Annotated in this window: 34 protein-coding genes and 2 pseudogenes; all 36 read right to left on the bottom strand. The window is 40.9% G+C overall.

The features are described 5' to 3' along the window. Nucleotides 1-2 precede the first annotated feature (2 nt). The 36 genes and pseudogenes from hydE to rplD all read right to left on the bottom strand — a co-directional run bounded on the left by hydE (nt 3) and on the right by rplD (nt 19,465). On the bottom strand, nt 3-1,052 hold the full coding sequence (hydE, locus tag TEPIRE1_RS01115; RefSeq protein WP_013777358.1) for a [FeFe] hydrogenase H-cluster radical SAM maturase HydE: 1,050 nt from the start codon (nt 1,050-1,052) through the stop codon (nt 3-5). 124 nt (nt 1,053-1,176) lie between these two features. Continuing rightward, on the bottom strand, nt 1,177-1,566 hold the full coding sequence (gene rpsI, locus TEPIRE1_RS01110; protein WP_013777357.1) for a 30S ribosomal protein S9: 390 nt from the start codon (nt 1,564-1,566) through the stop codon (nt 1,177-1,179). Nucleotides 1,567-1,585: 19 nt separating this feature from the next. After that, nucleotides 1,586-2,020 (bottom strand): 50S ribosomal protein L13, encoded by a 435-nt coding sequence (gene rplM / locus TEPIRE1_RS01105; RefSeq protein WP_013777356.1) that lies wholly within the window; start codon nt 2,018-2,020, stop codon nt 1,586-1,588. Between the two features lie 63 nt (nt 2,021-2,083). Further along, nucleotides 2,084-2,815, bottom strand: a complete 732-nt coding sequence (gene truA / locus TEPIRE1_RS01100; RefSeq protein ID WP_013777355.1) for a tRNA pseudouridine(38-40) synthase TruA — start codon at nt 2,813-2,815, stop codon at nt 2,084-2,086. 13 nt (nt 2,816-2,828) lie between these two features. Then, nucleotides 2,829-3,623: an energy-coupling factor transporter transmembrane component T family protein gene (locus TEPIRE1_RS01095; RefSeq protein ID WP_013777354.1), complete on the bottom strand. Its 795-nt coding sequence runs from the start codon at nt 3,621-3,623 to the stop codon at nt 2,829-2,831. Further along, nucleotides 3,616-4,478, bottom strand: a pseudogene (locus TEPIRE1_RS01090) (energy-coupling factor transporter ATPase). Before TEPIRE1_RS01090 ends, TEPIRE1_RS01095 begins: the two are co-directional and overlap by 8 nt. Next, nucleotides 4,463-5,299 (bottom strand): energy-coupling factor transporter ATPase, encoded by an 837-nt coding sequence (locus TEPIRE1_RS01085; protein WP_013777352.1) that lies wholly within the window; start codon nt 5,297-5,299, stop codon nt 4,463-4,465. Before TEPIRE1_RS01085 ends, TEPIRE1_RS01090 begins: the two are co-directional and overlap by 16 nt. A gap of 45 nt (nt 5,300-5,344) precedes the next feature. Further along, complete coding sequence (gene rplQ, locus TEPIRE1_RS01080; RefSeq protein WP_013777351.1) at nt 5,345-5,677, bottom strand: 50S ribosomal protein L17; 333 nt, start codon at nt 5,675-5,677, stop codon at nt 5,345-5,347. A gap of 15 nt (nt 5,678-5,692) precedes the next feature. Continuing rightward, nucleotides 5,693-6,640 carry a DNA-directed RNA polymerase subunit alpha gene (locus tag TEPIRE1_RS01075; RefSeq protein WP_013777350.1) on the bottom strand — a complete coding sequence of 316 codons (948 nt, stop codon included), beginning with the start codon at nt 6,638-6,640 and terminating at the stop codon, nt 5,693-5,695. A 52-nt stretch (nt 6,641-6,692) separates the two neighbouring features. Beyond that, complete coding sequence (gene rpsD, locus TEPIRE1_RS01070; RefSeq protein ID WP_013777349.1) at nt 6,693-7,319, bottom strand: 30S ribosomal protein S4; 627 nt, start codon at nt 7,317-7,319, stop codon at nt 6,693-6,695. A 22-nt stretch (nt 7,320-7,341) separates the two neighbouring features. Continuing rightward, a complete protein-coding gene (gene rpsK, locus TEPIRE1_RS01065; RefSeq protein WP_048894700.1) occupies nt 7,342-7,716 on the bottom strand; it encodes a 30S ribosomal protein S11 in 375 nt (124 codons plus the stop codon). Between the two features lie 32 nt (nt 7,717-7,748). Then, a pseudogene (gene rpsM, locus TEPIRE1_RS01060) lies at nt 7,749-8,116 on the bottom strand (30S ribosomal protein S13). Between the two features lie 19 nt (nt 8,117-8,135). Further along, entirely contained in the window at nt 8,136-8,249 is a 114-nt protein-coding gene (gene rpmJ, locus TEPIRE1_RS01055) for a 50S ribosomal protein L36 (RefSeq protein WP_013777346.1), read from the bottom strand. Between the two features lie 24 nt (nt 8,250-8,273). Beyond that, a complete protein-coding gene (infA, locus tag TEPIRE1_RS01050) occupies nt 8,274-8,492 on the bottom strand; it encodes a translation initiation factor IF-1 (protein ID WP_013777345.1) in 219 nt (72 codons plus the stop codon). Between the two features lie 16 nt (nt 8,493-8,508). Then, nucleotides 8,509-8,808: a KOW domain-containing RNA-binding protein gene (locus tag TEPIRE1_RS01045; RefSeq protein WP_013777344.1), complete on the bottom strand. Its 300-nt coding sequence runs from the start codon at nt 8,806-8,808 to the stop codon at nt 8,509-8,511. A gap of 12 nt (nt 8,809-8,820) precedes the next feature. Next, a complete protein-coding gene (map, locus tag TEPIRE1_RS01040; RefSeq protein ID WP_013777343.1) occupies nt 8,821-9,567 on the bottom strand; it encodes a type I methionyl aminopeptidase in 747 nt (248 codons plus the stop codon). A gap of 4 nt (nt 9,568-9,571) precedes the next feature. Next, nucleotides 9,572-10,222, bottom strand: a complete 651-nt coding sequence (locus tag TEPIRE1_RS01035; protein WP_013777342.1) for an adenylate kinase — start codon at nt 10,220-10,222, stop codon at nt 9,572-9,574. A 12-nt stretch (nt 10,223-10,234) separates the two neighbouring features. Continuing rightward, entirely contained in the window at nt 10,235-11,488 is a 1,254-nt protein-coding gene (gene secY / locus TEPIRE1_RS01030) for a preprotein translocase subunit SecY (RefSeq protein WP_013777341.1), read from the bottom strand. A 1-nt stretch (nt 11,489) separates the two neighbouring features. Continuing rightward, complete coding sequence (gene rplO, locus TEPIRE1_RS01025; RefSeq protein ID WP_013777340.1) at nt 11,490-11,930, bottom strand: 50S ribosomal protein L15; 441 nt, start codon at nt 11,928-11,930, stop codon at nt 11,490-11,492. A 24-nt stretch (nt 11,931-11,954) separates the two neighbouring features. Beyond that, nucleotides 11,955-12,461, bottom strand: coding sequence for a 30S ribosomal protein S5 (gene rpsE, locus TEPIRE1_RS01020; RefSeq protein WP_013777339.1), 507 nt, complete (start codon nt 12,459-12,461; stop codon nt 11,955-11,957). Between the two features lie 15 nt (nt 12,462-12,476). Next, nucleotides 12,477-12,842, bottom strand: a complete 366-nt coding sequence (gene rplR / locus TEPIRE1_RS01015; RefSeq protein WP_013777338.1) for a 50S ribosomal protein L18 — start codon at nt 12,840-12,842, stop codon at nt 12,477-12,479. A gap of 19 nt (nt 12,843-12,861) precedes the next feature. Continuing rightward, a complete protein-coding gene (gene rplF, locus TEPIRE1_RS01010; RefSeq protein ID WP_013777337.1) occupies nt 12,862-13,401 on the bottom strand; it encodes a 50S ribosomal protein L6 in 540 nt (179 codons plus the stop codon). Nucleotides 13,402-13,422: 21 nt separating this feature from the next. Then, complete coding sequence (gene rpsH / locus TEPIRE1_RS01005; RefSeq protein WP_173391423.1) at nt 13,423-13,815, bottom strand: 30S ribosomal protein S8; 393 nt, start codon at nt 13,813-13,815, stop codon at nt 13,423-13,425. Between the two features lie 37 nt (nt 13,816-13,852). Next, entirely contained in the window at nt 13,853-14,038 is a 186-nt protein-coding gene (locus tag TEPIRE1_RS01000) for a type Z 30S ribosomal protein S14 (RefSeq protein WP_013777335.1), read from the bottom strand. A gap of 18 nt (nt 14,039-14,056) precedes the next feature. Then, nucleotides 14,057-14,593, bottom strand: coding sequence for a 50S ribosomal protein L5 (gene rplE, locus TEPIRE1_RS00995; RefSeq protein WP_013777334.1), 537 nt, complete (start codon nt 14,591-14,593; stop codon nt 14,057-14,059). A 20-nt stretch (nt 14,594-14,613) separates the two neighbouring features. Then, nucleotides 14,614-14,937: a 50S ribosomal protein L24 gene (rplX, locus tag TEPIRE1_RS00990; protein ID WP_013777333.1), complete on the bottom strand. Its 324-nt coding sequence runs from the start codon at nt 14,935-14,937 to the stop codon at nt 14,614-14,616. A 59-nt stretch (nt 14,938-14,996) separates the two neighbouring features. Beyond that, complete coding sequence (rplN, locus tag TEPIRE1_RS00985) at nt 14,997-15,365, bottom strand: 50S ribosomal protein L14 (protein WP_013777332.1); 369 nt, start codon at nt 15,363-15,365, stop codon at nt 14,997-14,999. A 17-nt stretch (nt 15,366-15,382) separates the two neighbouring features. Further along, nucleotides 15,383-15,643, bottom strand: coding sequence for a 30S ribosomal protein S17 (rpsQ, locus tag TEPIRE1_RS00980; protein ID WP_013777331.1), 261 nt, complete (start codon nt 15,641-15,643; stop codon nt 15,383-15,385). Nucleotides 15,644-15,663: 20 nt separating this feature from the next. Then, the gene (gene rpmC, locus TEPIRE1_RS00975; protein WP_013777330.1) at nt 15,664-15,879 is read right to left on the bottom strand and encodes a 50S ribosomal protein L29; all 216 of its coding nucleotides are present in this window, start codon (nt 15,877-15,879) and stop codon (nt 15,664-15,666) included. Then, nucleotides 15,869-16,303 (bottom strand): 50S ribosomal protein L16, encoded by a 435-nt coding sequence (gene rplP / locus TEPIRE1_RS00970; RefSeq protein ID WP_013777329.1) that lies wholly within the window; start codon nt 16,301-16,303, stop codon nt 15,869-15,871. The genes rpmC and rplP overlap by 11 nt, the downstream gene beginning before the upstream one ends. Then, nucleotides 16,275-16,970, bottom strand: a complete 696-nt coding sequence (rpsC, locus tag TEPIRE1_RS00965; RefSeq protein ID WP_013777328.1) for a 30S ribosomal protein S3 — start codon at nt 16,968-16,970, stop codon at nt 16,275-16,277. The genes rplP and rpsC overlap by 29 nt, the downstream gene beginning before the upstream one ends. 3 nt (nt 16,971-16,973) lie before the next feature. Further along, entirely contained in the window at nt 16,974-17,312 is a 339-nt protein-coding gene (rplV, locus tag TEPIRE1_RS00960; RefSeq protein ID WP_013777327.1) for a 50S ribosomal protein L22, read from the bottom strand. A 53-nt stretch (nt 17,313-17,365) separates the two neighbouring features. Then, entirely contained in the window at nt 17,366-17,650 is a 285-nt protein-coding gene (gene rpsS, locus TEPIRE1_RS00955; protein ID WP_013777326.1) for a 30S ribosomal protein S19, read from the bottom strand. A 15-nt stretch (nt 17,651-17,665) separates the two neighbouring features. After that, nucleotides 17,666-18,493, bottom strand: coding sequence for a 50S ribosomal protein L2 (gene rplB / locus TEPIRE1_RS00950; RefSeq protein WP_013777325.1), 828 nt, complete (start codon nt 18,491-18,493; stop codon nt 17,666-17,668). Nucleotides 18,494-18,551: 58 nt separating this feature from the next. Further along, the gene (rplW, locus tag TEPIRE1_RS00945) at nt 18,552-18,842 is read right to left on the bottom strand and encodes a 50S ribosomal protein L23 (RefSeq protein WP_013777324.1); all 291 of its coding nucleotides are present in this window, start codon (nt 18,840-18,842) and stop codon (nt 18,552-18,554) included. Continuing rightward, complete coding sequence (rplD, locus tag TEPIRE1_RS00940) at nt 18,839-19,465, bottom strand: 50S ribosomal protein L4 (protein ID WP_013777323.1); 627 nt, start codon at nt 19,463-19,465, stop codon at nt 18,839-18,841. Before rplD ends, rplW begins: the two co-directional genes overlap by 4 nt. Nucleotides 19,466-19,468 lie beyond the last annotated feature (3 nt).

The raw sequence follows: 19,468 nt of genomic DNA, 5'->3' as shown, positions 1-19,468 counted from the left end.
TATCACTGCCTTTCAATCAGCTTTATTGAATCTCCGCGGTCTTCGGCTACTTGCTTGCCCATACTTAAAATTAATTCCTCTATTTTTAGCCTTTCTTGCTTTATATTGCTTTTGGCATCAAAATCCTTGGGATATATTTCATATAACCTTCGGTATTTATATGGTTCCAGCTTTAGCATGACAACATTAGCTCCGGCTTTTAATGCCTTTTTGCCGTCTTGATTGTCCAATGTCCAAAGGGCTGTTGTAGCCGGCAAATGCACCTTCTTTAAAATCAGTCTCGTAACAGCTACTGCCTTTAATGTAATCATATTACTTCCGGCTTTTGCGTCTTTTAATATCGTATCTTTATGTGGTATAAATGGCCCGATTCCTGCCATATCTACATCAAGTTCATTTAAAAAAAGTATATCCTCTGCAATATCTCTTAATGTCTGACCAGGCAGACCAATCATGAAACCATCTCCAACTTGATATCCTAATTCCTTTAGCTGCAGCAAACATTTAATCCTACTTTCAATATTAGAATGGGTGTGCAGTTTATTATAAAGGCTTTGATTTATGGTTTCATGTTTTAGTAAAAACCTGTCGGCCCCGTCTTTTTTCCACTGCTTGTAATCTTCATATTCTCTTTCGCCAATGCTCAAGGTTATGGCTATATCGCCGATTGATTTTATGCCCTTTATTATCCATGATATTTTCTCTCTTGTATACCATAAATCTTCCCCCGATTGAAGTACAAGAGTTTTATATCCTGCCTCATAAGCTTTTGCCGCCGTATCAATTATCTCTTGTGGCTGCATGCGATAGCGACTTAGCTTGTGGTTTCCGGCGTTAAGGCCGCAGTAAGCACAGTTACACCTGCAATAGCTAGAAAACTCTATTATGCCTCTTATGTGGATTTTATTTGAGCAATACCTTTCAGTGATATTATCTGCCATGCTAAAGATATAAGATGTTTCAGGTTCATCAGCATTTAGCAGTAGTTCAACTTCATCGACACTTGGAACATAGCCTGCGCAGATACTGTCTACCAGTTGATAAATATTCATAACAGCCTCCATCCTGCTAACACCAACGGTGCCTCGCAAACGGTAAAAAGCAAATTATTTTAAATAGCAGTAGTTTTTTTGATTTTTTATTTGTATAACAAAAAAGAAGGACTCTGTCCTTCTTTTATCTCTTTGAGAATTGTGGAGCACGCCGGGCTTTTTTGAGACCGTATTTTTTTCTTTCTGTCATACGCGGATCTCTGGTCAAATATCCTTCTTTTTTAAGAATCGGTCTAAAGTCTCCGTCAATTTTTAGAAGCGCACGAGCAATACCATGGCGAATGGCGCCTGCCTGACCTGTATATCCGCCGCCTTTTACGCTGGCAATTACATCAAATTTATCTAATCCATTGATTTTTTCTAAAGGTCTTTTTACTTCCGCCTTCAATGTCTCAAAGCCAAAGTAATCATCAATGGGTCTTTTATTTATAGTTATTTTTCCGCTTCCTGGCATAATCCAAACTTTTGCTACGGCCGTTTTTCTCCTGCCGGTAGCAAGCACTGCCTGTTTCATATCCTCACTCCTTTCTCTCCTATATCTTAACAGTTAATGACTGAGGTTTTTGGGCTTCATGGGGATGCTCAGCACCCGCATATATCTTTAGTTTTTTTATCATTTTACGCCCTAAAGCATTATGTGGCAACATACCCCAAACTGCTTTATAGACGACTTTTTCTGGGCTTTTACTCATTAGGCTTCTAAAGTTTTGAGATTTAATACCGCCTGGATAGCCTGTATGACTATAATACATTTTGTTGTCCATTTTCTTACCTGTTAGAATGACCTTGTCGGCATTGACTATAATAACATAATCACCTGTGTCGACATGGGGAGTATATATGGGCTTGTGTTTACCCTTTAAAATCATGGCTACTTGTGTTGCTAGTCTCCCTAATGGCTTACCTGCAGCATCGATTACGTACCAGTCACGTTTAACTTCCTCTTTCTTTGCCATGAATGTGCTCATCTTTTTCCCTCCTTTTTTACCATAAGGTTATTGTATAATAGGCGTTTTTTTGTGTCAAGCATGTTAATAAATAACTTTTATAAGGCATAGTCCCTGCGGTGGGAGAGTTTTTCCAGCCATAGACCTGTCTTTTGATTTTATAATGGAAATTATATCATTTGCCTTTTTTTTGTTAATGCCTACATCAAGTAAAGTGCCGGCAATTATCCTTACCATATTATATAAAAATCCATTTGCCTCGATTTCAAATTTTACTATATCACCGTTTTGAAAAACTTCGAGCCTTTCTATACAGCGCACCGTGGATTTTACCGGGCTATTTGATGCCATAAATGACGCAAAGTCATGTGTGCCTATCAGCATGTCTGCTGCTTTTTTCATAGCTCTTACATTTAATGGCCTTGGATAGAAATAGCTGTATCTTTTAAGCAATGGTGAAGGAAATTTAGCATTGTATATGGTATAAGTATAAATTTTGGCTTTTGCCCAAAACCTAGCATGAAAATCTTCAGGCACTATTTCAGCATGCTTAACAACTATATCTTCCGGTAATTTACTGTTTATGGCATATGGTAATTTTTCTATAGGTATCTTGGTTTGCGTCTTAAAATTTGCCACTTGGCCTAAGGCATGTACTCCCGCATCAGTTCTGCCTGAACCTATTACATTTACAGCCTCACCAGTAATAGATTTGATTGCATTTTCTAGAACTTCTTGTATTGATATGGCATTTTTTTGCCTCTGCCAACCGCTATAAGCCGTCCCTTCATATTCAAGCAGTATTTTCACATTCATTAAACTACACCTGCTATACAAAACGGCTGGCAATGCCACCGCCGGCAATTAAGATAAAAACTATAAAGGTTGCAATGTCAAGAAAGGTCATTTTTAATTCTTTCATGCGAGTTCTATTTTCTCCCCCGTGATAGCAGCGGGCTTCCATCGCCATGGCCAAATCATCGGCTCGACGAAAAGCACTGATAAACAAAGGCACCAATAACGGAACCAAGTTTTTAGCCCGATTTATCAAGTTCCCACTTTCAAAATCTGCACCTCTTGCCATCTGTGCTTTCATAATCTTATCTGTTTCTTCCAACAATGTAGGAATAAATCTTAGGGCTATTGTCATCATCATAGCGAGCTCGTGTGCCGGCATCCCAATTTTTTTAAAAGGTGAAAGCAGCACTTCGATGCCATCCGTAAGTGAAATCGGTGAAGTTGTTAAGGTTAAAAGTGATGTACCAATAATCAGTAAAATAAGGCGTATAGCCATAAAAGCTCCTTGAGATAAACCCTCATAGGTTATATCCAAAGGACCCAATTGATAAATCACTCGTCCTTTTGTCATAAAAGAATTTAATAAAAATGTAAGAATAATTATAAATATGAGGGGTTTTAATCCTTTTAATAAATAGCGCACTGAAATCCCCGAAAGTAAAGTAGCCAAAATTATAAAGCCTACCGGAAAGATGTATCCGTAAAAATTATTGAGCATAAATAGCAATATCATATATGCAAGAGTTATTATGATTTTGGTTCTGGGGTCCAAGCGATGGACTATGGAATCTCCTGGAATATATTGTCCTATTGTTATTTCACGCAAGGCCCTTCCTCCTTATGTGTTTTGTGATTTCTGCTCTTGCCTCATCTACCGTTAAAATATCTGTCGATATGTTTTTGCCTCTTTCTTTCAGCTTTATCATCAGTTCAGTTATTTGCGGTATACCCAGACCTTTTTCGACAAGTCCCTCGTAATCCTGAAATATTTCTCTGGGTGTACCTTGGGAAACTATCTGACCGCGGTACATCACTGCCAGCTTATCCACCAGTTTTGCCACATCTTCCATGCTGTGAGAAACAAGAATTACTGTTAGTTTTTGTTTTTGCTTTAGTGTTACAATTTCTTCCAAAATCTCGTCTCTACCCCTAGGATCAAGACCGGCAGTGGGTTCATCCAGGATGAGTATTTCGGGTTTCATTGCCAAAACTCCGGCTATTGCAACCCTGCGCATTTGTCCTCCGCTAAGTTCAAAAGGAGATTTATCCTTAACTTCTTCGTAAGAAAGACCTACCAGATCAAGAGCTTCCTTGACTCTTTCGGTAACTTCTTCTTCAGCAAGCCCCATATTTTTGGGGCCAAAGGCTACATCCCGTTCAATAGTTTCTTCAAACAGTTGATGCTCAGGATATTGAAACACAAGCCCAACTTTTTGCCGAATAGACTTTAGACTGACACCTTTGCTGTGGATATTTATATCATTTATGAGAATTTCTCCGGAGGTTGGCTTTAAAAGACCATTGAGATGCTGAATAAGGTAGATTTACCTGAACCCGTGTGGCCTATTAGGCCCCAGAATTCTCCGTCCTTTACGGTCCAATTTATGTCTTTTATCGCAATGGACTCAAAGGGTGTATTGGGCATATATACATGTGTTACATTTTTTACATCAATTGACATAGGCAATCCACCATTTCTTCAACTGTTAATATATCGCGTCGCACAGGCACATTATCCTTTGTCAGTTTGTAGGCCAATTCTGTTACCTGAGGTACATCAAGACCAAGCTTTTTCAAGCGTTCCACCTGGCTGAATATCTCGTTAGGTTTACCTTCCATAACCACTTTACCCTTTTCCATAACTAAAACCCTATCGGCTTGCACTGCCTCTTCCATAAAATGGGTAATTAAAACTATGGTTTTGCCCTCATTCCGATTAAGCTTTTTAACTGTAGATATAACTTCTTTCCTGCCCACCGGGTCGAGCATAGCGGTAGGCTCATCGAGGATTATACAATCAGGTTTCATTGCAAGTATCCCCGCTATAGCCACCCGTTGCTTTTGACCTCCTGATAAAAGGTGAGGAGCTTTATCGGCATATTCTGTAAGCTCGACAATCTCAAGTGCTTCTTTGACGCGATGCCGTATTTCCTCCGGAGGAATACCAAGGTTTTCCGGTCCGAAAGCCACATCTTCTTCAACAATGGTAGCCACAATTTGGTTATCAGGATTTTGAAATACCATCCCGGCCTTTTGCCTTATTTTCCAGATATCGTCTTGATTTTTTGTGTTAAATCCAGCAACAAAGATATCTCCCTCACTGGGTGTATAAAGGCCATTGAAAAGTTTGGCCAGTGTTGATTTTCCGGAACCGTTAGGCCCTATAATCGCTACAAATTCTCCAGGTTCAATTCTTAAGTTTATATTTTTAAGTGCCAGATCACTGCTGGCGGCATACTGATAATAAACATCCAGCGCAACTATTTCGGCGGCTATTTTCACCGCCCCCTTTACATAAAATATCCTATGAATGTCTTATGCTATTGCTTATACTAATTCTAATATAGCCTTAGGTGCAGCATCACCTTGGCGTGGACCTACTTTCGTAATGCGGACATAGCCGCCATTTTGGTCCTTATATTTTGGTGCAATATTATCAAACAGGTTTTTCACCGTAGTTTCATCAAGCACCTCAGCCAAGACCAGCCTTCTTGCAGCTAAATCATCTTTTTTAGCCAATGTTATCATTTTTTCAGCCATGCGACGAACTTCTTTTGCTCGAGTTTCAGTAGTTTCTATCCTACCGTATTTCAGAAGATCCGTAGTCAAGTTTCTCAGCATCATTTTACGATGTCCGCTTGGCCTGCCTAGTTTTCTCATCTTTTCCCCTCCTTGCTAATCCTCTGGCTGTTTTAACGAAAGATTGAAAGTGCTAAGCTTAGTTTCCACTTCTTCCAAGGACTTTTTACCGAGATTGCGCACTTTCATCATGTCTTCTGCCGTCTTCTGAGTTAGTTCATATATTGTGTTAATTCCGGCCCGCTTTAAGCAGTTATATGACCGAACCGACAAATCCAACTCTTCAATAGGCATTTCCAGTATTTTTTCCCTATCATCCTTTTCTTCTTCTACAGGTGCATCTTCAACTTGAGGTTTTTCAGTCAAACCTGCAAACAGGCTAAAATGGTCCATAAGTATCTTAGCCGCAGCACTGACCGCATCATCAGGTTTTATAGTGCCATTAGTCCAAATCTCCATTATAAGCCTGTCATAGTCAGTTCTTTGACCTACCCTAGTATGCTCCACATTAAAATTAACTTTGTGTACAGGTGTAAAGATAGAATCGATAGCAATTACGCCTATAGGATGGTTGGGTTTTTTGTTTTTATCAGCCGTTACATAACCTTTGCCTTTTTCTAATGTAAGTTCCATAAACAACTTAGCATCTTTTTCCAGAGTAGCAATATGCAACTCCGGATTCATTATTTCTACATCTGCATCAGCAATGATATCCTTAGCTTTTACTTCGCCTTCGTCTTGGGCTTCTATTCGAAGTAGCTTTGGTTCGTCACTGTGCATCATAATTGCCAGTGCCTTGATATTCATTATAATCTCAGTAGTATCTTCGGTAACTCCTGGAATCGTAGAAAATTCATGCTGCACGCCATCAATCTTAATGGAAGTAACAGCAGCTCCCGGCAGCGAAGATAAAAGAACTCGACGCATGGAGTTGCCAAGGGTTGTGCCGTAGCCTCTTTCCAAAGGTTCTACGACAATCCTTCCGAAGGTATTATCCGCACTTGCTTCTATCAATTCAATCCTCGGCTTTTCAATATCCATCATCTAATACATTACCCTCCTTAAAATTAATTATTTTTTGGTGAGGGCTAATCAATTACTTGGAATAAAGCTCGACTATCAGATGTTCCTGAATCGGAACATCAATGTCTTCCCTCTTTGGCAGATACACAATCTCGCCGGTAAGCGTTTCAAAATTTACTGACAGCCATTCGGGAACTACCTTGGATGCTCCTTGTTCAGATACTTCCTTGAAAAAGTTGAGGCTTCGGCTGTTTTCTCTGATTGCTACTACATCTTTTTCTTTTACTTGATACGATGGTATAGTAACCCTCTTTCCATTGACCTGTACATGGCCGTACCTAACAAGCTGCCGAGCTTGAGGTCTTGAAGAAGCAAAGCCCATTCGAAACACTACATTGTCCAAACGGGTTTCGAGCAATCTAAGTAAGTTTTCACCGGTTACGCCTTTTTGACTGACGGCCTTTTCATAGTAATTCCTAAACTGCCGTTCCAAAACTCCGTATATCCTTCTTGCTTTTTGTTTTTCTCTCAGCTGTAATCCATACTCTGAGGGCTTACGGCGTAGTTGGCCATGCTGACCGGGAGCATAACCGCGCCTGTCTATAGCACATTTGGGGGAATAGCAGCGGTCACCTTTTAGGTATAGCTTCATGCCCTCTCTGCGGCATAGACGACAAACCGCATCTTTATATCTTGCCATCTCGTTTATACACCTCCATATATTAAACCCTTCTTCTCTTAGGTGGCCTGCAGCCATTATGAGGAATTGGGGTTACATCTTTAATCATGTTAACTTCAAGCCCTGCAGCCTGCAGTGAACGAATAGCCGCTTCTCTGCCGCCGCCCGGACCTTTAACAAAAACCTCTACAGATCTCATGCCATATTCCATAGCCTGCTTTGCCGCTGATTCCGCAGCCATTTGAGCCGCAAAGGGTGTACCCTTACGGGATCCTTTAAATCCTACAGACCCGGCGCTGGCCCATGTTACTGGTCTGCCAGCCTCATCGGCAATGGTAACTATGGTATTATTAAAAGTTGAATGTATATGTGCAGTTCCTTTTTCAATACGTTTTTTTTTCTTTGCGCCTTCTTGCAGGTTTTGCCATAGTTTTTCACCTCCGGATGTTTTTACTTACGTTTTGCGCCTACGGTTTTATTAGGGCCTTTGCGCGTTCTGGCATTGGTTCTAGTCCTTTGTCCTCTGACCGGCAGCCCCCTGCGATGGCGAATGCTCTATAGCAGCCGATCTCCGTAAGCCGCTTAATGTTGAGAGATACTTCTCTTCTAAGATCACCTTCAACCTTATGACGCTTCTCAATGATGTCTCTAAGTTTTGTAATTTCCCGCTCTGTTAAGTCTTTAACTCGAGTGTCCGGATTAACATCAGCTTCTTTTAGAATTTGCTTAGCTTTTGTATTTCCAATGCCATATATATATGTCAGTGCTACTTCTACACGTTTTTCTCTTGGCAAATCAACACCGGCGATTCTTGCCACTTGTCACACCTCCTTTTGTTTAGCCCTGTTTTTGCTTGTGTTTTGGGTTTTCACATATAACCATTACTCTGCCTCTACGTTTAATTATCTTGCATTTTTCGCATATCGTCTTAACCGAAGGTCTTACCTTCATAGGATTTCCTCCTTTTGCCGTTTTCTACTTGAAGCGGTACTTAATGCGGCCTCGGGTGAGATCATACGGAGATAACTCCACGGTAACCCTATCTCCCGGCAAAATCCTTATATAGTTCATACGGATTTTTCCCGAAACATGGGCTAAAATTACATGCCCGTTTTTTAATTCTACCCGAAACATTGCGTTTGGAAGTGGTTCTAAAACGGTACCTTCAACTTCAATAACATCTTCCTTAGACAAGGTCGCACACGCCTCCTCATATCTGTTCAGATACTTCGCCATCAAGGTTTGTATCTGACAGTTCTTTCAGGGCTTTTTTTACTTCTTCATTATAAATTTTACGTTTATTGCTGCATTTTTCTGCTATAAAGTCTATCCGTTTATTTAGCAGCTTTAAATGCTTTATTTTTTTCTTTTTGGGGTTTTCTACCCTGCGCAAATCCCCATCTACAACATAAACATAGTCATCGTCAATAATATCTATCACTACCATAAACCGCCCCTTGTCACGACCAGCAATAGATTTCGCCAGTTGTCCCAACATAAGTTGCGGCATATAAACACCTACCTAAATCATAGTCAATATTTCAGGCTCACCATCGGTTATCGCTATGGTATTTTCATAGTGAGCCGAAAGACTGCCGTCTTTTGTCACTACTGTCCAATTATTTTCAAGTGTGTATACTTCATATCCTCCCATATTCACCATGGGCTCTATAGCTAAAGTCATTCCTTGCCTTAACCTGGGCCCTTTTCCCGGTGGGCCGAAGTTCGGTATCTGCGGATCCTCGTGCATCTTCTGACCAATACCATGGCCTACATAGTCTCTAACCACTGAAAAATTATGAGATTCTACATATCTTTGCACCGCATTTGATATATCTGAAAGCCTATATCCCGGTTTCGCATAAGCAATACCTTCAAAAAAGCTTTGCTTGGTAACTTCTATAAGGTGCATAGCATCGCTTTTTACATTCCCTACGGGAAAAGTACGCGCCGCATCGCCATTATAACCCTCAAATTCTGCACCAACATCCACACTAATAATATCACCATCTTTAAGGATTTTTAATCCAGGTATTCCATGTACTACCTCTTCATTTACCGAAGTACATATAGCCGCCGGAAAACCTTGATATCCTTTAAAGGTTGGAGTGGCATTTTGGCTTAGAATAAATTCCTCAGCAATTTTATTAAGTTCCAAAGTGGTGATTCCGGGTTTTATATGCTTTTCAATTTCTTCTAATGCAAGTGCCGTAATCTTGCCGGCCTTTCTCATAAGCTCAAGTTCTCGCTGTGATTTAATTATAATCATGACCTTAATTCACCTTTTTTAGTTGGTCTACAATATCTTTGAAAACATCATCAATTGACCTGGATCCGTCTATATTTACCAGCAAATTTTTGCGTTTGTAGTAATCAATAAGCGGAGCAGTTGATGTTTCGTATACTTCTAAACGCTTTTTAACCGTTTCAAGCTTATCATCCTCGCGAATAATAAGTTTCCCTTTGCATTTGTCGCAAACTCCCGGCTCCTTAGGCAGACTAAATTTTACGTTATAGGTTGCGCCGCACTGCTCGCACACCCGCCTGCCGGTAAATCTTTCGATAAGCATGTCTTTATCCACTTCTATGTTCAATGCTGCATCTAATTGAATGCCTTTTTTCTGCATATATTCATCCAAGCTTTCTGCTTGACTTACAGTTCGCGGAAATCCATCCAATAAAAAACCATTCTCGCAATCACTCATATCAAGCCTGGATTTTACCATGGCTATTACAAGATCATCAGGTACTAAAAGCCCTTTTTTAATGTATTCGCCGGCTTGCTTACCTAACAGAGTTTCGTCTGCGATGGCTTTCCTTAAGATGTCTCCTGTGGAAATATGAGGTATACCGAACTTGCCAACTATTTTACTTGCTTGCGTGCCTTTACCTGCTCCCGGCGGACCCAGCAAAACTATTCTCACTTTTGCTCACTCCTATTTTAAAAATCCTTGATAGTGCCTCATAAGCATTTGGGCTTCGATAGCTTTCATAGTCTCCAAGGCGACACCGACAACAATCAAGAGGGCTGTACCTCCAAAGGAAATATTTACTCCTGATATTGCGGTCATAAAATACGGTAGTAAGGCAATAGCCGCCAAGAATATTGCTCCCACCAGGGTTATCCTGTTCATTATACGGCTTATATATTCCGCTGTAGGTCTTCCGGGCCTTAGTCCCGGTATAAATCCACCATATTTTTTCATATTATCTGCCACTTCGACAGGGTTAAATGTAATAGCAGTGTAAAAGTATGTGAAAAATACTATCAATAATGCATACAGCACTGCATATAGCCATCCGCTGGGGCTTAAAAACTCAGCAATACTTGTCATTATTTTGTTATTCGGAAAAAATCCGGCCAAAGTGCTTGGAAACATTAATATTGACATGGCAAATATTACAGGTATAACACCGGCAGCGTTAACCTTGATTGGTATATGGGTTGATTGACCTCCATATACTTTCCTGCCAACAACTCGCTTAGCATATTGTACCGGCACCCGCCGTTCAGCTTCCTGTACAGCTATAACCGCTACAATTACCACCACTCCTAATATGGCAAATATGGCTAGCATAAAGATATTTAATGTTCCTACTTTTAATAAAGAATAAACTTGCAAAACACTAGCCGGCAATCGCGATACAATACCAGCAAATATTAGCAGTGAGATACCATTTCCTATACCTTTATCAGTAATTTGTTCGCCTAACCACATTAAAAATGCCGTTCCTGCCGTCAGGCTTATTATAACAACAATGTTGCTGAGAATGCCGGGCTTCATGGCACTTTTAAAGCCGATTGAAAGGCCTGTGGCCTGGATCAAGCCTAAAATCACAGTACCATACCGCGTATATTGAGCAAGGACCTTACGTCCTGCTTCTCCCTCCTTTGCAAGCTCCTCCCACTTTGGAATAACAATAGTCAAAAGCTGTATAATAATGGAGGCATTAATATATGGCGTTATACTCATGGCAAAGACTGAAAATTGTTTGAATGCACCGCCGGAGATTATATCAAAAAAACCAAGCAGAGCACCCTTTTCAATCATAGCTCGAACTGCATTTGGATCCATACGAGGTACCGGCACAAAAGTTCCTACTCTAAACAGCATTAACATCAATGCAGTAAATTTAATCCGTTTTCTTAAATCCGGTATCTTCCAGGCATTTCTCAAGGCATCCAGCATTTTAAATCACCTCAGCCTTTCCACCGACCGCCTCTATCTTTTCTTGCGCTGATTTCGAAAAAGCATTTGCCTCAACGTCTAATTTGACTTTTAAATCGCCTTCGCCGAGAATCTTGATTCCATCTTTAACTTTCTTGATGATGCCCTTTTCGATTAAGAGCTCAGGGGTCACTTTTGTATTTTCTTCGAAAATATTTAAATCCTCAACGTTTACTACTGCAAATTCTTTTTTGAATATACTTGTGAAACCCCTTTTAGGAAGACGCCTATAAAGAGGCATCTGACCACCCTCAAATCCCGGACGAACACCACCACCGCTGCGAGCATTTTGGCCTTTATGACCTCTTGTGGAAGTCTTGCCATGGCCTGAGCTCATTCCTCTGCCTACTCTTTTGGATTTTCTCTTAGAACCCTCAGCGGGAGAAAGATCATGCAATCTCATTGGCTGCACCTCCTCTTTTCTTAACTATCCTAGTATTTCTTCAACAGTCTTGTTGCGAAGTTTTGCTACTTCTTCAGCCCTTTTCAGCTGCTTCAATGCTACTATTGTTGCATTTACCATATTTCTAGCATTAGCAGAACCTAAAGATTTACTTACAATATCCGTAATCCCTGCCAGTTCAACAACAGCCCTGACAGGTCCCCCGGCGATAACTCCGGTTCCTTCAGGCGCCGGCTTTAGGAGTACTTTACCGGCTCCAAAAATTCCAATGCTTTCGTGAGGAATAGTTCCGTTAAGTATCGGAACATCTATTAAATTCTTTTTTGCATCTTCTATGCCTTTACGAATAGCCTCAGGGATTTCTTGTGCTTTTCCTGTACCTACGCCAACCTTGCCTTTCTTGTTTCCGACAACTACAAGCACGGCAAAGCGGAAGTTCTTGCCTCCCTTTACGACTTTGGCCACTCGGTTTATAGAAACAATCTTTTCTACAAATTCACTTTCTTCGACATTTCTATTCCTATGTTGCAAAGTTCTGCCTCCCTTCTAAAAATCTAATCCGGCTTCCCGGGCAGCATCGGCCAGGGCTTTTATCCGACCATGATATATATAACCGCTCCGGTCAAAGGCCACAGCGTTTATGCCTTTTTCTAAGGCTTTCTTGGCAATAAGATCGCCAACTAGTTTGGCTGATTCTATATTTGCGCCGGTCACGCTTTCTTTAATAGCAGGATCAAGTGTTGATGCTGCCACTAATGTGTTGCCTTCTTCATCGTTGATAATTTGTGCATATATGTGTTTTTCGCTTTTGTAAACACATAAGCGGGGTCTTTCACTTGTGCCAAATGTTTTTTTGCGAACTCTAAGATGCCTTCTTTTCCGGGCAATGTTACGAGATTCCTTTTTTAACATGGTTATCCCTCCCTATAGCTTATTTTGCTCCGGTCTTGCCTTCCTTGCGCCGTACAATTTCATTTTCGTATCGAATACCCTTGCCTTTATAAGGTTCCGGCTCTCTAACAGCTCTTATATTTGCTGCAATTTGACCTACCAAATCCTTGTCAATGCCCTTAACTATAATTCTATTTGGCGCCGGCACTTCAAACTCAATATCTTTTGGCGGGTTAAATTCCACGGGATGAGAATATCCAACGGTTAAAACCAGCTTGTTACCTTGCTTTGCCGCTCTATAGCCTACGCCTTCAAGAACAAGCCTCTTTTCAAAGCCTCCTACGACCCCTACCACCATATTGTTTATTAATGCACGGGTTAAACCATGCAAAGCCTTATGATGCTTTTCCTCCGATGGTCTTTCAACAATTACCTTGGAATTTTCCGCTTTAACTATCATATCTTTGTGAAACTTTCGGCTTAAACTGCCTTTGGGACCTTTAACTGTAATCTGGTTGCCCTCAACAGTTACCTCAACTCCTTGAGGAATATCAACCGGCATTTTGCCAATTCTGGACATATCTTCACCTCCTAGTCATATCTACCATACGTAGCAGATTACCTCGCCGCCGATTTGCTCTTTTCGTGCCTCTTTATCTGTCATAATACCTTTAGATGTAGAAAGAATTACTGTTCCCATACCACCCATAACCTGAGGAATTTCATTCTTATTTGCATATATTCTAAGGCCTGGCTTTGATATCCGTTTGATGCCTGTAATAACTTTTTCTTTGTTTGGTCCATACTTAAGATAAATTTTTATAATCCCCTGCTTGCCATCATCGATAATCTCAAAACCCTTTATATATCCTTCATCTTGCAGGGTCTGAGCTATGGCCTTCTTCATATTTGAACAGGGAACCTCTACTTCAGGGTGACCCACATCACTAGCATTGCGAATGCGGGTTAACATATCTGCGATAACATCTGTCATAGCCAATGAAATAACCTCCCTTCATTTCGACTTACACTCACCAACTAGCTTTTTTTACACCTGGTATCTCGCCGCGATGAGCAAGCTCTCTAAAACATATACGACATACGCCATACTTGCGTAAATATGCATGAGGCCTACCACAAATCTTGCACCGATTGTACTTACGTGTTGAAAACTTCGCTTCTCTTTTTTGCCTAGCAATTAAAGATTTTTTGGCCAAGTCTTTTCCTCCTTCCTTCTATGCAAAGGGCATACCAAGATTTTTCAAAAGTTCCCGGGCCTCTTCATCGGTTTTTGCCGTAGTAACAATTGTTACATCCATGCCTCTGACGCGATCTATTTTATCATAATCGATCTCGGGAAAAATTAGCTGCTCCTTAATACCTAAAGTATAATTTCCCCTACCGTCAAACGCATCGGGAGATACTCCCTTAAAATCTCTTACTCTAGGAAGGTTTATATTAAAGAGTTTATCTAAGAAATCATACATTTTTTCTGCTCTAAGGGTGACCTTAGCTCCAACGGGCATACCCTCACGCAACTTAAAAGCCGCTATAGATTTACGAGCTTTTGTAACTACGGGTCTTTGGCCTGTAATTTGCGTCAAATCTCCGGTAGCTGCTTCAATTGCCTTTGCGTTTTCCCGAGCATCATTAATACCCATATTTATAATAACCTTTTCTATTCGGGGTACTTCCATGATGTTTTTATAATTAAACTTTTGCATCAAAGCAGGTACAACTTCGTTTAAGTATTTATCTTTTAACCTGGACATAATGCTACCTCCCTTCCTGTCTATCTATCCAAAACCTCTTTACATTTTTTACACACACGAACCTTTGACCCATCGGCAAGTATTGCATGACCCACTCGAGTAGGTTTATTGCATTTGCTGCAAACTATCATTAGTTTAGAGGTGTAAATAGGCAATTCCACCCCCATAATTCCACCTTGCGGCATATTAGCCGTAGGTTTTTGATGTTTAGTTGCCATGTTAACGCCTTCAACTATGGCTTTCTTTTTCCTAGGGAAAACTTTTATAACCTTGCCCTTTTTACCTTTGTCTTTTCCTGAAAGAACGCAAACAGTATCACCTTTTTTTATATGAACCTTTTCCAAGAAACACACCTCCTCGTAAAGCAACTTCATGTTTTTCCGATTGGAAAAATTACTCAGGGTTACAACACTTCCGGAGCTAAAGATATAATCTTCATATAGTCCTTTTCACGAAGCTCCCTAGCTACGGGTCCAAAAATACGTGTTCCGCGGGGGTTTTTATCATCGCTTATGATAACTGCGGCATTTTCGTCAAATCTAATATACGAACCGTCACGACGCTGTAAACCCTTTTTTGTTCTAACAATAACAGCCTTAACAACGTCTCCCTTTTTAACAACGCCGTCGGGTGTTGCACTTTTAACTGAGGCAACAATCACATCCCCTATATTGGCAAACTTACGCCCTGAACCGCCTAAAACTTTTATGCACATCAATTCCTTAGCACCTGTGTTATCAGCTACATTGAGTCTTGTTTGAACTTGTATCATGCAAAAACCTCCCTTCTCTACTGGGCTTTCCTTACGATCTTAACCAGTCTCCAGCGCTTATCACGGCTAAGGGGTCTTGTTTCCATGATGGTTACAACATCGCCCACTTTGCACTCATTGTTTTCATCATGAGCCTTGAATTTTTTGGTTCTCTTTATGGTTTTTCCATAAAGCGGGTGTCTCATTAACCTTTCCACAGCAACAGTTATGGTCTTATCCATTTTATCGCTGACCACAACTCCCGTGCGGACCTTTCTCTGATTTTTTCGTTCGGCCATGCATATCCCTCCTTCTTATATCACTTTTGGCTGCCAAGCTTTAGCTTTTCATTTTGTCTTTCCGTGAGGACTGTTTTTATCCGTGCTATGGTCTTCCTAACTTCACGAATCCTCATGGGGTTATCAAGCTGACCGGTGGCTGCCTGAAACCGGAGGTTAAACAGTTCGCCCTTTAAATCCTTTTCCTTTTGCAGCAATTCTTGATCAGTAAGGTCACGAATCTGCTTAAGCTTCATTTAAATCACCGCCCAATTCTAAGCGTTTTACTATTTTCGTTTTTATAGGCAACTTGTGGGAGGCGAGAGTCATGGCCTCCTTCGCTACTTCTTCCGAAACTCCGGCCAGCTCAAACATAATACGACCCGGTTTAACCACTGCCACCCACATTTCCGGAGAACCTTTACCGCTTCCCATACGTGTTTCTGCTGGCTTTTTGGTTACTGGCTTATCTGGAAATATCTTTATCCAGACTTTACCGCCTCTTTTAATATATCGAGTCATAGCTACACGGGCGGCTTCTATTTGCTGACTGGTTATCCATGCAGGCTCTAATGCTTGAAGACCGTATTCGCCATATGTTACCTGATTGCCTTTGTGTGCGTTGCCTTTGATTTTCCCACGCTGCTGTTTTCTAAACTTGACCCGTTTCGGCATCAACATTGTTTGTTTCTCCCCCTTCCTCGGGATTTTGTTTCTGTTTCACCGGAAGGACTTCACCTTTATATATCCAAACTTTAACACCAATTCTACCGTAAGTCGTATGAGCTTCTGCAAAACCATAATCTATATCTGCTCTTAGCGTTTGCAGTGGTATGGTTCCTTCATGATACATCTCGGACCTTGCGATTTCTGTGCCGCCGAGCCTACCGCTTACCATGGTTTTAATGCCTTCTGCTCCGGATTTTAAAGCTCTGGATATTGATTGTTTCATGGCCCTTCTGAAGGATATACGCCGCTCCAACTGTGAAGCGATATTTTCTGCTACAAGCTGAGCATCAATATCAGGATTTTTAATTTCAATTACGTTTATTGAAACCTGCTTATCTGTCATCTTTTCCAGTTCGCTTTTTAGTTCATCAACACCACTACCGCCTCTGCCGATAACCATTCCGGGTTTTGCAGTATTAATTGTTATTCTTATGCGGTTTGCAGCTCGCTCTATTTCAATTTTGGATATGCCGGACGTAAACAGCTTTTTCTTTATATATTCTCTGATTTTAAAGTCTTCTAAAAGCTGGTCGGAAAAATCCTTTTTTGAATACCATCTTGAATCCCAATCTTTAATTATTCCAACTCTTAACCCATGAGGGTGTATTTTTTGTCCCAAATTCTATCCCTCCTTTTCCTTAAGAACTATAGTAATATGGCTGGTTTTTTTGTGTATAGAGGCTGCCCTGCCCTGAGCTCTGGGACGAAATCTTTTTAAGATGGGTCCCTGGTCAGCATAGCATTCGGCAACATACAGGGCATCCATATTCATATCAAAGTTATTTTCAGCATTCGCTGCAGCTGAACGCAATAATTTTTCCAACGGTCGAGAAGCTGCTTTAGGTGTAAATCTTAATATATTTAAGGCTTCTTCCAATTGCTTTCCTCGAATGAGGTCTAAAACGACTCTCACCTTTCTGGGTGCAATCCTCACATATCTGGCCTGTGCCCTTGCTTCCAACTTATATACCTCCTTTACAAGGTTTATCATAACTTTAAAGTATCTTGAACAATTTATTTAAGTGCTGTGGATTTTTCAGTATGGGCCCCATGTCCTCTGAAAGTCCTTGTAGGTGCAAATTCTCCCAATTTATGGCCTACCATGTCTTCAGTTATATAAACAGGCACATGCTTTCTGCCATCATGAACTGCTATAGTATGACCAACCATCTCAGGAAATATAGTAGAAGCCCTGGACCAGGTCTTGACAACTTTCTTTTCCCTTTTCTGATTCATTTCGCTAATTTTAGCTAAAAGTTTTTTCTCAACGAAGGGCCCTTTTTTTGTTGAACGACTCATGAATTTACCTCCCTTCTACTTGCGGCGCTTGACAATATATTTATCCGATGCCTTATTCTTTTTCCTGGTTTTATATCCAAGAGTTGGCTTGCCCCAAGGTGTAACAGGACTTTTCCGCCCAATAGGCGATTTTCCTTCGCCACCGCCATGCGGATGATCTACAGGATTCATAACCACACCGCGAACATGGGGTCTTTTATTCATCCAACGCGACCTGCCTGCCTTACCGATAGAAATATTTTCATGTTCGATATTTCCAACCTGGCCGATTGTAGCTCGGCAGATTTCCGGCACCATCCGCATCTCGCCCGAAGGCAGTCTCAGTGTTGCCATGCCACCCTCTCTAGCCATAAGCTGTGCTGATGTGCCGGCAGATCTTACCATTTGTCCACCCTTGCCAGGAATAAGCTCAACGTTGTGAACTGTAGTGCCCACCGGTATGTTTGCTAATTTAAGAGCATTGCCCGGTTTGATATCTGCATTTTCACCCGATTGAACCGTATCCCCGACAGAAAGGCCTGCCGGTGCCAAAATATACCGTTTTTCGCCATCGGCGTAATGTAAAAGTGCTATATATGCAGTGCGATTTGGATCATATTCTATAGCTGCAACTTTAGCCGGCACACCATCTTTATCCCTTTTAAAATCAATAATCCTATATTTACGCTTGTGGCCACCGCCGCGATGCCTAATGGTTTCTCTGCCCTGCATGTTGCGGCCGGCTTTATTCTTTAAGATTTCTACCAAAGACCGCTCAGGCTCCTTTTTGGTAATTTCCTCAAAGGATGAAACACTCATAAATCTGCGTCCCGGCGTTGTAGGCTTAAACTTTTTTGTAGCCACATTATTCCCTCCTTCTCTGTATCAAATCAAACCCATTATTGCAATAAAACTACAAAACCTATATGGCTTCAAAGAATTCTATAGTTTTACTGTCATCGGTTAAGGTTACTATGGCTTTTTTCCAGTCTGGCCGTTTACCTTCAAATCTACCCATCCGTTTAACTTTTCCTCTTACATTTATAGTGTTGACCTTAGCAACCTTTACCCCGAAAATTGATTCTAAAGCATTTTTTATTTCAGTTTTGTTTGCTTTTCTGTCAACGATAAATACATATTTTTTTTGCTGCTGCATATCCATGGTTTTTTCTGTAATCCAGGGACGAATAATGATGTCATGCGGATTCTTCATCCTGCATACACCTCCTCCACCAGCTCAGCTGCCTCTTTTGTCATGATTAGATTGTCATGATTGAGTATATCGTATGTGTTCAAGGTGTTAACATATGTTGTCTTGACTGAGGGGAGATTGCGTGCAGATTTTTCTACATTTTCATCTTTTGCAGCTATTACTATAAGAGATTTTTTATCTGCATTTAAGTTCTTTAAAATTGAAACCATTTCTTTTGTTTTAGGTGCTTCCATCGATAGACTATCTATTACAATAAGTTCATTTTCGACAACCTTTGCACTAAGAGCTGATTTTAATGCAAGCCTCTTAAGCTTCTTAGGCATAGTTGACTTAAATGAGCGAGGCTTCGGCCCAAAAATAACGCCACCCTTTCTCCACAAAGGTGATCTTATGCTGCCGTGCCGTGCTCTTCCAGTGCCTTTCTGCCGCCAGGGTTTTCGTCCGCCACCGGCCACTTCGGCTCGAGTCAAGGTGTTTGCAGTTCCCTGCCTCTGGTTTGCTAAATAGTTAACTACTGCTCGGTGCATAATATCTGGCCGAACTTCAACGCCAAATACATCATCGGAAAGCTCAATTTCGCCTATCTGCTCTCCCGCTATGTTAAATAAAGTTACTTTTGGCATTGG

The organism is Tepidanaerobacter acetatoxydans Re1 (assembly GCF_000328765.2).
Taxonomy (GTDB): Bacteria; Bacillota; Thermosediminibacteria; order Thermosediminibacterales; family Tepidanaerobacteraceae; genus Tepidanaerobacter; species Tepidanaerobacter acetatoxydans.
Note: the sequence above shows the minus strand (reverse complement) of the source record. Positions and strands in the feature narration are given on the sequence as shown.

Bases quoted from the DNA above. Each gene is read 5' to 3' on its own strand.
- hydE (WP_013777358.1), bottom strand. From the start codon at position 1,052: ATGAATATTTATCAACTGGTAGACAGTATCTGCGCAGGCTATGTTCCA.
- rpsI (WP_013777357.1), bottom strand. From the start codon at position 1,566: ATGAAACAGGCAGTGCTTGCTACCGGCAGGAGAAAAACGGCCGTAGCA.
- rplM (WP_013777356.1), bottom strand. From the start codon at position 2,020: ATGAGCACATTCATGGCAAAGAAAGAGGAAGTTAAACGTGACTGGTAC.
- truA (WP_013777355.1), bottom strand. From the start codon at position 2,815: ATGAATGTGAAAATACTGCTTGAATATGAAGGGACGGCTTATAGCGGT.
- rplQ (WP_013777351.1), bottom strand. From the start codon at position 5,677: ATGAGAAAACTAGGCAGGCCAAGCGGACATCGTAAAATGATGCTGAGA.
- TEPIRE1_RS01075 (WP_013777350.1), bottom strand. From the start codon at position 6,640: ATGATGGATATTGAAAAGCCGAGGATTGAATTGATAGAAGCAAGTGCG.
- rpsD (WP_013777349.1), bottom strand. From the start codon at position 7,319: ATGGCAAGATATAAAGATGCGGTTTGTCGTCTATGCCGCAGAGAGGGC.
- rpmJ (WP_013777346.1), bottom strand. From the start codon at position 8,249: ATGAAGGTAAGACCTTCGGTTAAGACGATATGCGAAAAATGCAAGATA.
- TEPIRE1_RS01045 (WP_013777344.1), bottom strand. From the start codon at position 8,808: ATGCCGCAACTTATGTTGGGACAACTGGCGAAATCTATTGCTGGTCGT.
- map (WP_013777343.1), bottom strand. From the start codon at position 9,567: ATGATTATAATTAAATCACAGCGAGAACTTGAGCTTATGAGAAAGGCC.
- secY (WP_013777341.1), bottom strand. From the start codon at position 11,488: ATGCTGGATGCCTTGAGAAATGCCTGGAAGATACCGGATTTAAGAAAA.
- rplO (WP_013777340.1), bottom strand. From the start codon at position 11,930: ATGAGATTGCATGATCTTTCTCCCGCTGAGGGTTCTAAGAGAAAATCC.
- rplR (WP_013777338.1), bottom strand. From the start codon at position 12,842: ATGTTAAAAAAGGAATCTCGTAACATTGCCCGGAAAAGAAGGCATCTT.
- rplF (WP_013777337.1), bottom strand. From the start codon at position 13,401: ATGTCCAGAATTGGCAAAATGCCGGTTGATATTCCTCAAGGAGTTGAG.
- rpsH (WP_173391423.1), bottom strand. From the start codon at position 13,815: ATGACAGATGTTATCGCAGATATGTTAACCCGCATTCGCAATGCTAGT.
- rplE (WP_013777334.1), bottom strand. From the start codon at position 14,593: ATGTCCAGGTTAAAAGATAAATACTTAAACGAAGTTGTACCTGCTTTG.
- rplN (WP_013777332.1), bottom strand. From the start codon at position 15,365: ATGATACAAGTTCAAACAAGACTCAATGTAGCTGATAACACAGGTGCT.
- rpsQ (WP_013777331.1), bottom strand. From the start codon at position 15,643: ATGGCCGAACGAAAAAATCAGAGAAAGGTCCGCACGGGAGTTGTGGTC.
- rpmC (WP_013777330.1), bottom strand. From the start codon at position 15,879: ATGAAGCTTAAGCAGATTCGTGACCTTACTGATCAAGAATTGCTGCAA.
- rplP (WP_013777329.1), bottom strand. From the start codon at position 16,303: ATGTTGATGCCGAAACGGGTCAAGTTTAGAAAACAGCAGCGTGGGAAA.
- rpsS (WP_013777326.1), bottom strand. From the start codon at position 17,650: ATGAGTCGTTCAACAAAAAAAGGGCCCTTCGTTGAGAAAAAACTTTTA.
- rplW (WP_013777324.1), bottom strand. From the start codon at position 18,842: ATGAAGAATCCGCATGACATCATTATTCGTCCCTGGATTACAGAAAAA.
- rplD (WP_013777323.1), bottom strand. From the start codon at position 19,465: ATGCCAAAAGTAACTTTATTTAACATAGCGGGAGAGCAGATAGGCGAA.